Origin of the sequence: Asaia sp. VD9, assembly GCF_037150015.1 — a bacterium.
Lineage (GTDB): Bacteria > Pseudomonadota > Alphaproteobacteria > Acetobacterales > Acetobacteraceae > Asaia.
Genome location: NZ_JBBCQM010000024.1, coordinates 1 through 11437, shown reverse-complemented (window position 1 = coordinate 11437; position 11437 = coordinate 1). Strand labels below are relative to the sequence as shown.

The following is an 11437-nucleotide window of genomic DNA, read 5'->3' as shown; positions in this document are numbered from 1 at the left end:
CTTTGTTCGCGGAACCCATCAGGGCCAGCAGTCCAAAACCGACTGCGCAAACAGGCCGGACAGAAGACTGCTCCTGATCAACGTCAGTGTGTCATTTTTCTCTTGCAACACGGGAGCCATCCACAGAGGACACAAGTGCGGTGATATCCCAGCTTTCGGGTAAGTGAAGCGTGAACCAGTGGTGATATTGTTCGGTCAACGGATCTGCTGCGTTGATCCGGTCTGCTGCCTCCTGTGCCTCGGCCTCGGTCGGGTAGCTGTCCTCGTCGATCTCCTGATCCAGAGACCCATCCACGACGATCCAATGGCCTGCCTGCGCACCATAGGTCGCAGGATCATCTGCAAGTTGCCATGGCAGGGCATTGCATTTCGATTCTAAGGCACGAGGGTCTGCCACTGCGGCAGGCGAGCCGGGATAACAGGTGGTGATTGTGGGCTCGAGCGCGCGTGTCCATTCACGGTATAAGCCGAGGTCGGCGCATCGTTCACGTTCGCTCGTCACGAGGTTTATGACGGCATCATTCAGATCGGTCCGTGCGCGATCTGTCATCGTCCACGGATAGATCGGCACAGCGACCACGATCTGCTCGACAGAATGCACCTCGAGTTCGGGCTGGCATTGCGATGGCATGCCGCGACAAATCGGAATGAGCAAAACAGTCTCGGACCATGAGAAGTCGGGACGCATGAGGAAATTCCTTGAAACCTGCCGAAAACCCTTTCTTCGGCTTTCTCTTCGCGGCCGCCGCAGACGCCGGGTCGGGTCAAGGGCCTTGCGCCCTTGATGCGACCGGACGGCTGTGGCCCGCCTTTGCCTCGGTTTTTCTGAACTTGCCTATCCCGCAGAACCCAGCCTCCTCCTCAAGAGAGGTGCGATCTGCATTGGCCCTTCGCAAGGGAGGGCCAATGCGCTCGAGGGTCAGACGCAGATGATTTCCACGTGGTCATCGAAATGCTTCCGCCCCGCAGGGGTGGACGCGAAGCTGTCCCGCAAGCGGGTCGACAGGGCAGCTAGGGTTGGATCGGCAGTCTTCCCATCCGGGACGATCCCGGCCGCTGCAGCTTCGTCCTCGCCGGTTTCGCTGGGCGGTATCGTCTCCGGGGCAACCGCATCTGCGTCGTCGCCTGTGACGTCCTCGCCCGGGTCCTCATCTTCGGCATCCGTGTCATCCGTGTCGGTATCATTCCATCGAGCGAGGCGTCTGGCTTCTTCGGCGGCCTGAGCACGCCAGACATCCACGGCCTGCGCGAACCCGGCCTCGGGCGGCACCCAATGACCCTGCCCCACATGGTTGATCAGGCTGGCTCGCATGAGCTTGCCAGTTGCCTGTTCTGCAAGACCGAGTGCCTGGACGGCTTTGGTGATACCGGGCTTGGAATAGGTCTTGAGGAACTCCTCAAAGGCGAGGCTCGGCATATGCGCATCGGCATTGAAGAGAACGCCCAGCATCTGAGCCGAGAGGCCGCTGCCCGAGTGCATGCTGATCTCACAACTCGAGATCGATTTCAGCACCGTGATCGCATGCTGGCGGAGCAGGTTGGGATCGCGAACGAGTACGCCCTCAGGAAAAAGAGCCCGGCGGGCCCGAGCCGTGGCATGATTAGCGGGCCCGCCCCCAGGCGAGCGCTCTCCATGCACGTGAATATTGTTGTTCGACAAGGCCAGCAGGAGGGCACCGACCAGATCCCACGGATCGACATCGGCAGCCTGCGCATCGAGCGCCTCGTCCAGCGCCCGTGTGCGGATCTCGCCGATCATCTTATCGCCGGTGCCCGAGATGTCGGCACGTTCTTTTTTGGCGACGGGAGCAGGCGCGTATGCCATTGACGTCGAGGACTGTGCGGAGACCTCGCAACTCTGGAAGTCCCACTCCTTCACAAAGAGCGTGCGAGGATCCAGCGCGTAAGCCTGTCCTTCGGTGGTTTCAGCGTAAAAGCTCCGGCGAAGCCCGTCAGGAAAGAGGGGGGTGCCCCATTCACTACAATCGATCTGGATCTTGCCTTCGGTGAGAATGCTTGCAATCCACGCGGTCTGCGCAGCGGAAAATGCCAAAGCGTCCCGTGTATAGCGGTTGTCCTGATCAGCGGGCGCAAAGAGATCTTCTTCCCAGACGATCCCGTGTTCCTTGGCCAGATCGTCCCCAAAACGGGCGTCGCGCGCGTAGAATTCGGTATGGGAGAGGGCGTGTGCCAGCTCGTTCCACTCGAAATCCTGTGCTTCCTCCGGCGTCATACGATACTGGACAGGGTCAGCGCCGTCCTGGACATGGTCGGACCACATTTCAAACCACGCGGCCTCCTGTTCCTCGAGCGACGATTTCGCTATGGCTGCGCGAGCATTACCCTCAGGTCCGTAACCAAGCGCAATAGCGTCCAGAATGGGAGGATGCAGACGGGCCAGTAGGTCCAGCCGCTTCAGATAGGACGGCGTGATCAGCATCGCCTTGCAAATCTGACTGTCGCTCAAACCTTTCTCCCTGCGCAGACTAACCACGAATGCCCACTGATCGGGCTCGCTCATGGCCTGTCTGATCATGTTCTCTGACCCCGCGACGAGCGTGTCGAGTTTCTCGTCTGCCGCAGTGACATGAACGGGAATCTCGGTGAGTTTGGCCATGATGCACGCACGAACGCGTCGCGAGCCGGCGATGATTTTCAGCGAACCATCTTCCTGCTCCCGGACCAAAGGCGGGTGAATGAGACCGGCAATCTTGATGTTGAGTGCAAGGCGGCGGTCATCCTCCTCGGAGGCCGGTGTCCGGCGAGGGTTCGTATCATTGGCCACGAGGCTCTTGGGATTCACAAGGCGCAGTTCGGGTGTCGCATTGGTCACGGTCATGTCTCCTCATCCCCTGCGCTGAGCGCAGGAGCGGTTTCATTCGTAGGTTTGGGAGGGCGTCAGGCGTTGAAGAGGTAGGCTTCGTGCTCGACGATGCGCTGGCTGTGCGAGATGGATAGATCGCGTATGGCAAGGTCGAAGACCGCTTCGCCGTAGCCGCCTGCCCCTTCGTTCCAGTCTGGCTTGGACCGGCCAAGGACAATCTGGACGCAAAGCCAGGCGACATCGCTCAGTGTGTCAGGAAAAATCAGGGCGATCTGAGCAGGAAGGCCCATGGCATCGACCGCTTTGGGCAGGCGGATCGCTTCAGGAAAGGGCACGCTATCTGATGTCCCCTCGAAGCTGACCGTGGGAGCATCGATTCGGCAGTCCTGGCAGTCATAGCAGAGTATGATCCGCTTACCCGCACCGGCCTGCATCGCATCCCAGATAAGCTCGAGGTTCAGTCGCAACGCCTCCTGACGCAATGCCTGGCGGCGCTTCAGCTCCTCCATATAGTCGGGCCCTATCACTGAAGGGCGTTCCATCTGGGGTGCGATCTGTTCGGACATTGTCCTGTCTCCGGCATGTGTCTCGCGCTCTATTCTCTGCGCTTGACCATTCCGGTAGGTGGCGGGTCGGGCCGGGTCAGGCGCGGCGCGTTAGCGACGGGACCGGACTCACGCGCAGCTTGCGAGCATGGGGAGGACCCACCGCTTGATGCGGACCGATCCCGTCAGCTACCTCCCTTTCTCCTTCTTTCCTCCGAGCGGCTGTCGGGATGTCGTTCTTGCCCGACGCGGCATTGGGCAGGCGGCTGGCCGAGGTCCAGTTTGCAGACGGTCAGAAGAGACCCAGTTGCACCGGGTCTGCGCTCGGCATCATCGGTGCCCCGGCGGGGGCAAGGTGTTTGTATTTCGCGCTAAGCGCCGCGAGCATCGCGCGCTCGGTGCGCTCCTTTTCGCGGCGCAGTTCGCTGCGATAAGCGTCGGCGAGGCGCGCAGCGCGAAGCCGGTTCTGGATCGCACGCTCGACATCGGACCAGGTATGGGTCGGCTGGCCCCAGCAAGGGTAGGCCTCGATCTGTTCGAGAAACGCAATTCGCGACTGGGTGGTGGAGAGTTGCTCTTCCCAGAAACCGTTGATGTCATAATGGGCGATGAACCCGAACATATTGGACAGGCGCCGATAGAGGCGCTTGTTCCATGCGCTGTGCGGCATGCCGCGCGCGATGAACGAGAGGATCGTGTCGCCCATGCGCGCCTTCTCCTCGGCGGTCTCAGACGACGTTGCAACAAATGCGTGAGACGCCAGAGGCGGATTGCGCAGCGTGGCGCATTTGAGTTCGGCGCTCATGCGGTGGCCTCGGCCGGGTTGGACTGCGTGGGATGGATGCGATCGTCATCGAATTCGACATCTTCTGCCACCGTATCAACGCCGGCAGGAAAGCCACTTTGGTCGATCCAACAGATGATTCCCTCGCGACGGGCGGTGACTTCGATATGTTCCGGCGTACCGGTCCGTTCCATCATCTCGCGTGCGGCGGCCTTGGCCCGTTCGATGATTTCGTCGGGACTATCGGCCTCTATCTCCGCGCTGTCATAGGCTCGGAGCCAGAAGCCGATCTTGACGGTGTATTGGGGCATTACGCGGCCTCCCTGGCGGCGAAGGCATTTGGCGAGACCAGCTTGAGCACGGGCTCCCTCCCCTTCGACGGGCCGTGAACCGTCGCCTTGCTGTAAATGGCGCGTTCATCAAGCGTGTGGAACGCGAAGAAAAGCGCAGCATGCAGCGAATCTCGCAGGGGGCTCAGCTCCCATAAGGCGTAATCACTATCTCCCTGCGGCGTCATCAATGCCTCGAGCTTTGCGAGACGCTCCCTCTGCCACGAACGGAGCTTCGACCGTGTCACCCTGATCGACGCGGAAACTCCGATGCCGGTCTCGCCGAAGCCATCCCGTGTAAGGGCTCGCTCGAGGGTTGAGCGGTTCTTGCGGATATAGATCTCTGCCTGCGTGCTATGGGTATTGGAAAAGCGTAACCCCCTGCCTTCACAATAGGCTGCATGCTCAACAACCTTGCGCATGAGGCCCCACTCGCGATCCGCACCAATCAGATCCCAGGAGCGGGTACGCGCGCCGGTATCGCAGTCATACATATTGTTATCGCCCCCCAGTTCGAAGAGCATGAAATAGTCATCCCGCCCGTGTTCGGTCGGGCAAGAAATGGCGAGCTGGGCGGCCGTGAATTTCACAGCCACCTGATCATAGACGATGCGATAAGACATAGCCGGCCTCCCTCAGTATTCAGAGGTCAGCATGACGACCTTGGCCCCAAGGCCCTCGTCGCTGATTGCATAGAGTTCAAGGCTCTCCAGGGGGAAATCGGTAGAGGGAATGTCCTGCGCAAAGAGTGTTACCGGCTCCCTCCCTTCCTTGCCTCCGTCCGTGCATGTGACGACGGCAGTCCTCGTCTTGAGATCGACCTGCAAAGACCATGCTTCGAATGGCTCTCGCCGAACTTTCGGATCGAGGCGTGCAGATGCGATCACATCGACAAGCCAGCCTGCCCCGTTTTTGACCAGAAATGCAGCGCCGTCTGTGAGAACCAGACCGAATGTATACCGATAATATTTCGAGGTGCCGTAAAACTGGGCGAGTTCGGCTTTGGTAAGGGCAGTCGTCATGGGAATCTCCGGGGTTGTTCTGCGCGCTTTGACATTCTCTGCGCTTGACCCTTCCGGTAGCTGGCGGGTCGGGCCGGGTCAGTCGCGGCGCGCGAGCGCCGGGACCGGACCCACGCGCAGCTTGCGAGCATGGGGAGGACCCACCGATTGATGCGGGCCGATCCCGTCAGCTACCCCCTCTCCTTCCCTCAGGCGGCTATCGGGGTTTCACCCTCTTCCGATGCGGCATTGGCGTCGGCGTCGGCCGCCAGATCAGCCTCGAGATCTGCAAGGGCGCGCTTCTTCTCATCGAGCGCGGCCTGGTCGCGGAACGGCGTACCAAGCCGCGCGCGATAAGCCGGCAGGCGGGCGGTGATCTCGTCACGCGTCTTGCGGGTTTCCATCAGCTCTGTCTCGATGCGGCCGAGCCGGTGCTCGATTTTCGAAATCAGGCCGAGCGGTTTGGTGTCGCGATCGAACGACACTTCGGACGGGCTGGACGTGAACGCGATCGCAAGGCCTGCCTCGATCTTCGGCGTTCCATCATCCAGAAACCGCGTCTGTGCTGCTTCGAGCAGGATCTCGAAACCACCGATACGACCGAGACGCCACGAGCCTTCCTCGCGGTTCTTCTCCACCCTGCGCGCCTGGGACAAAAGCCATGCCCCGGCTTTCTCGCGCTCGGCCAGAACGCCCCGCGGTCCCTCGAAGGAAAAAGCCTCGCCGCGCGTCTCCACACGCTGCGCAAGATCGGTCTCCAGGGCCGGGATCCGACGCTCGAGCGACGCCAGCTCACGCTCGCCAGTCTGGATCGAACGGCGGACAGCGAACTGGTCGTCGTAATGCGCGGCTGCGAGACGCTCGAGACGCGCAAGATCGGCTTCGAGCCCTGCTTTCTGCATCAGGCGCATATCGCCAGAGGCAAGCGCCTTGGCCATGGCGAACTGGTTGCCCTCATCGTTGATATCCTCGATCCGACGGATCGAGCGATCGCCTGACATGGCGAGCGCGATGAAGCGCAGCTTGCGCTCGAGAAGCTGCCAGTTGGTCGCATCGACCGAGCCTTCCTGCGCATAGGCGTAGATCTCGATCTCGGCATGCTGGTTGCCTTGTCGCTCGATACGGCCCTCGCGCTGGATGATGTCAGAAACGAGCCAGGGCACATCGAGATGGTGCAGAGCCTTCAGACGGGCCTGGGCGTTGACGCCCGTGCCCATGGTGGCGGTGCTGCCAATCAGGATGCGCTTGCGCCCTGCGTTCAGATCGCCAAACAGGCGAAGCTTTGCCGCAGCCTTCTTGTAATGCTGCATGAACGCGATCTGATCGGCGGGTACGCCAAGACGGATCAGCTCGTCGCGGATATGCAGATAGGCCGAGAACCCGCGTTTCTCGAACGCGGCTTCGGTGCCGAGATCGGAAAAGATCATCTGCACGGCGCCTGGAAGCGGCGCAGTCTCCCCTGTCTGCAGATCGCGATAGGTGTTCTCGCTCGTGTCGACCCAGATGCGATGGACGCGAGCGATCAGGTCGTCGAGCTTGCTGGACTCTTTGGCGCCCCGGCCCACAAGGCGCAGATCGATCGCGGCATGTCGGGCATCGTTGATGACCGAGAGCAGAATATCGTCGCCCTTCTGGGGCTTGCCTTCCCGCTCCTCGATTGCCTTGATCCGGCACGCGAGCGTACGCTGATAGGCCTTGAAGTCGTCATTGGCGGGCGTAACGACGATCGCACGGTGTCCGCCCTTGATCGCGGGCAGTTTGACATAGCGGCGCAGATCGTCCTGCTGGACTACATCGGCGAAATGGCGATACATGGCCATAAGATCAGCGACGTTGACGAACTCGGTGAAACGCGTGACGGGCTTGTAGAGTCCGCTCGGCTGCAGCTCGAGTTCGGTGCGCGTCTCGCCGAAATTCGCGGCCCAGGCGTCGAACTCGTGGAGATCGCGTGCGCGCAGATCCTCGAGTGCCATGGAGCGCTGGACGGTGAACAGTTCTCCAATCGTGTTCGTGATCGGTGAGCCCGATGCGAGGATCAGCTCGCGACCGGAATTGCTACGGGCGAGATAGCGGGTTTTCACGAACAGATCCCAGGCACGCTGGCTGCCATTCGGGTCCACGCCCTTCAGGTCGGACTGGTTCGTCGCGAAAGAGAGCTTGCGGAACTGCTGGGCCTCGTCGACCATGATCTGATCGATGCCGATCTCACCGAGATGCACCAGATCATCCTTGCTGCCCTGCAGGCTCTCGAGACGCTCCTGCATCCCTTCCTTCATACGCTCGATGCGCTTGCGAGAGAGGCGATCGTCCGGATCGACATTATCGAGGATGGCCTCATAGGACGCGATCTGGTCCTCGATCATCTCACGCTCGAAACTGCTCTCGACCGGGATGAACTTGAAGGCGTCATGCGTGATGATGATGGCGTCCCAGTTCCCCGTCGCAGCACGCGCGATAAAGCTCTGGCGCTTGGCCTTCACGAAGTTCGTTTCGTCGGCGACCATGATATTCGCGGTCGGGTAGAGCATCAGGAACTCGCGAGCCATTTGCGCCAGGCAGTGCCCCGGCACCACGATCATCGCCTTGGAGATCAGACCGAGGCGCTTTTGCTCCATCACGGCCGCGCACATGGAGAAGGTCTTTCCGGCACCCACGGCATGCGCCATGTAGGTGCGCCCCGAGGCGATGATCCTCCATATGACGCGCTTCTGGTGGTCGCGCAGCATGATGGCCGAGCTGGCCCCCGGCAGGCGCAGGTGGCTTCCGTCGAAGAGGCGCGGGACGAGATTGTTATAGGTCTCGTTATACAGGCGCACGAGGCGGTCGGCGCGCTCGCTATCCTGCCAGACCCAATCCTGGAACGCATTGCGGATCACCCGGAGCTTCTCCTTGGCGGCCTCGGTCTCCTTGGCGTTAAGCACGCGCTTTTCGACCCCGTCCTCCTGATAGGTGTCGAAGATCTTCGGGCTTGCCTGTGTGAGGGCGTCCTCGAGCAGCTCTCCGGCATGACGGCGCTCGGTCCCCCAGACCGAGGTCGCTTCGGCGCGACCGGCAAAAGCACGCTTGTCGATCGACCAGCAGGCCACGGCAGCGGTGTGGTAGATCCGGGCTTCCACCCCGATCACCTCGGACACGAAAGCCGTCACGACCTCGACGGGAACCCACGGCGCCCCCAGACGGGCGGTAATATCGCTCGGACGCAGATCCTCGGGCTGCACGGCCTCGAGGGCTGAGACGTTGCGCGCGTAGCGTGCATCGCGCGCAGCGGCTTCGCGCGCCTCGGCGAGCTTGGTGCGCACGGCACCGGAAAGATACTCGTCAGACGTCACCCATACCGGGCGGCCATTGCTCGAGCGGCTTGGCTCGAGGAAGATGCTGCTGCCTAGCTCGGCCGTCACGGCTTCTTCGCTCTGCCCCATCAACTCGGCCACGATCGGCAGCTCGACGCGTCCCGCTTCATGCAGGCACACGGCCAGAGCATCATGGACGGAATGGATCTCGGGTTCGGACGGCGCCTGAATCACGCGATCGGTAAAGAGCGGCCCCGGTTCGGCCGTATCGGTCTCCTCGTCATAACGCTCGATCGAGGACACGAGCCAGACATCGGGATCGTCGAGGAAGGTCTGCAGGTTCGGGCGACGCTGGGTCTCGCTCTCGGCGCCGGTCACGGCGTCGACGCGGGTTGTCGTCTTGGTATGGTTGATCGGGCCGAACTGGCGCGTGAAGTTCAGCCAGGCACGCTTGAGGCTAGCCTGCAGGCCGGCAAACGGCTTGTTCTCGAACTGCGCCCGCAGCACGGCGCGGGTCGCATCGCGCACGGGGATCATCGCCTTGATGATACGCGCGTGCTTCTGGAAGATGCCCTCCTTCTGCTCGCCCTTGCGAATGGCGACCACCCTCCCCTGCCCGCCGACGATCTGGTGCAGGATGCCGCCTTCCATGAAGTAGCTGCCTTCACGCAGGTCGCCGCCCTCTTCGCGCGTCTCCTTTGCAGGGCGGACGATGCGGCTATCGGCCACGGGCGGGAAACGCAGTGCAGGTGCAATGCGGCCGAGGGCTTCGGGGAGTGCGTCAGCCAGATCCTGTCCGTCGCGGGCAACGCAGGTGTAGTCCATGCCAAAGGCCGTGCTGGCCCAGCCATGAAAGCCCAGAACCTGCTCGGGGTGCGCTTCCATCCACGCATTGATGCGCAGGGCCCCATCTCCCATGTTCGTGCCCTCGATATCGACACAGGACAGCCAGGTCTCATCGCCCGGCATCTCGCCGATCTCGCGCTTGCGGAAGAATACGATGTCCACGACCACATCCGTGCCGGCATCGGCACGCATGGTGCTGGCCGGCAGGCGTACGGCGCCCAGGAATTCGGCTTCCTCGTGAATGAGCGTGCGCGCACGGGCATCGGTCTTATCGAGGGTGTGGCGCGAGATCACAAAGGCCGCGATCCCATTGGGGCGCAGGGCATTGATCGAGCGGGCCAGGAACCAGTCATGGAGCGACAGCCCCTTGAGGTCACGCGGCTCAGCCTGGCTCACCGTGCGGTTCGAGAATGGCGGATTGCCGATCGCCAGATCGTAGCCTGTGCTCAGCTTGGCACGGGTGAAGTCCTCTGCGCGGATCCACTGCTTCGGATAGAGCTTCGCGGCGATGCGCGCCGTGAGCGGGTCCATCTCGATGCCGGTGAAGGCGATCTTTCCCTCGAGCTTCTCAGGGCGCGACGCGACGAACAGGCCTGTCCCGCAACCCGGCTCCAGTACGGACCCGCCTGCAAAGCCACGCGCCATCATGAAGTCCCACATGGCATGGACGACCGTTTCAGGGGTGTAGTGGGCATACTGGGTCGAGCGTGCGAGGGCGCTGCGCTCCGCCTCGGTGGTGCAGGCTTCGAGATCGGCACCCAGCTTTTCCCAGCCCGCGCGATAGGCTTCATCGGCACGGGGGAAAAGTGCATTTGCCAGCTCCCCTGCCCCGAACCCGGTGAAGCGGCTCAGCTGCGCCTGCTCTTCGCTCGTCGCGTTACGGGCCTCGCGCTCGAGGGTCGCGACCAGCTTGATCGCCTCGATGTTGTCACGCGCACGCGCTTTCCAGCCCTGGGCCAGACCACGCAGACCGGCGAGACGGAAATCAGTCTGAGGAATGACGAGGGGTTCGACCGCAGGCAGCAGCGCGCCCGGTGCATCGCCCTCTTCGCCTTCCAGTTCACCCCAGAACAGGTTCGCATTGCCATCAAGGGCGGTATCGCCAAACAGGCTGAGTTGGAAATCGGCGTTCGACATCGGCTGGCATCCGTGCAGGACCGGACCTCACCTGCGCTCTTTGACGCGGGAGGATGCGGTGATTGGAGAGGATCCGGGATCGAGATTTTCTTTTCTCTCTCCCTTCTCCATCTCCGGCACCGGGACCCGGCGGCAGGGTTAAGCCCGGTGCGCTCGCGCGCCGGCACCGCAGCCACGCGCAGCGACCGCAGGTCGTGAGCATGGCGAGGAGCCACGGCTTAGCCATGACGGCGGGTTCTGGTCCGCCTCTCTCCTCGCTACTCGTGTAGGACTCAGCTTCTCACCACCAAGCCGTCGCTCGACGACGAGTTGGATCATCAGGTCATGCCGAAAGACTGGGGTCCACGGGTCTACCGTAGGTCTTCCGTTTCCACAGCCAAGCGATGCGGGTGATGGAAGGCCGGCGCGAAGTACACGGTAAGTCTACCGAGAGGCGCGCAGAGCGGGGCTCTCGACAACACGCTCCCTCCCCTGCCGGGGCAGGGGAGGTCAGCAGTCTACCGTAGGTCTTCCGTTTCCACCGCCACGCGATGCAGGGGATGAAGGACTGTGGCGAAGTAGACGGTAAGTCTACCGGAAGGCGCGCGCAGCGGGCCTTTCGACAATACGCTCCCTCCCCTGCCGGGGCAGGGGAGGTCAGCAGTCTACCGTAGGTCTTCCGCTTCCACCGCCACGCGATGC

Annotated in this window: 8 protein-coding genes; all 8 read right to left on the bottom strand. The window is 62.1% G+C overall.

Annotated features, from left to right (window positions below; genetic code table 11):
• Window positions 1-91: 91 nt before the first annotated feature.
• A complete protein-coding gene (locus WFJ47_RS16005; protein ID WP_336764326.1) occupies window positions 92-688 on the bottom strand; it encodes a hypothetical protein in 597 nt (198 codons plus the stop codon).
• A 231-nt stretch (window positions 689-919) separates the two neighbouring features.
• Window positions 920-2839, bottom strand: a complete 1920-nt coding sequence (locus WFJ47_RS16000) for a ParB N-terminal domain-containing protein (protein ID WP_336764325.1) — start codon at window positions 2837-2839, stop codon at window positions 920-922.
• Window positions 2840-2898: 59 nt separating this feature from the next.
• Window positions 2899-3390: a hypothetical protein gene (locus tag WFJ47_RS15995; protein WP_336764324.1), complete on the bottom strand. Its 492-nt coding sequence runs from the start codon at window positions 3388-3390 to the stop codon at window positions 2899-2901.
• A 271-nt stretch (window positions 3391-3661) separates the two neighbouring features.
• Window positions 3662-4075 (bottom strand): hypothetical protein, encoded by a 414-nt coding sequence (locus tag WFJ47_RS15990; protein ID WP_336764323.1) that lies wholly within the window; start codon window positions 4073-4075, stop codon window positions 3662-3664.
• A gap of 95 nt (window positions 4076-4170) precedes the next feature.
• Entirely contained in the window at window positions 4171-4464 is a 294-nt protein-coding gene (locus WFJ47_RS15985; RefSeq protein ID WP_336764322.1) for a hypothetical protein, read from the bottom strand.
• Window positions 4464-5105, bottom strand: a complete 642-nt coding sequence (locus tag WFJ47_RS15980; protein ID WP_336764321.1) for a hypothetical protein — start codon at window positions 5103-5105, stop codon at window positions 4464-4466. Before WFJ47_RS15980 ends, WFJ47_RS15985 begins: the two co-directional genes overlap by 1 nt.
• Window positions 5106-5117: 12 nt before the next feature.
• Window positions 5118-5504 carry a DUF6876 family protein gene (locus WFJ47_RS15975; protein WP_336764320.1) on the bottom strand — a complete coding sequence of 129 codons (387 nt, stop codon included), beginning with the start codon at window positions 5502-5504 and terminating at the stop codon, window positions 5118-5120.
• 188 nt (window positions 5505-5692) lie between these two features.
• Window positions 5693-10756, bottom strand: a complete 5064-nt coding sequence (locus WFJ47_RS15970) for a DEAD/DEAH box helicase family protein (protein ID WP_336764319.1) — start codon at window positions 10754-10756, stop codon at window positions 5693-5695.
• Window positions 10757-11437: the final 681 nt, after the last annotated feature.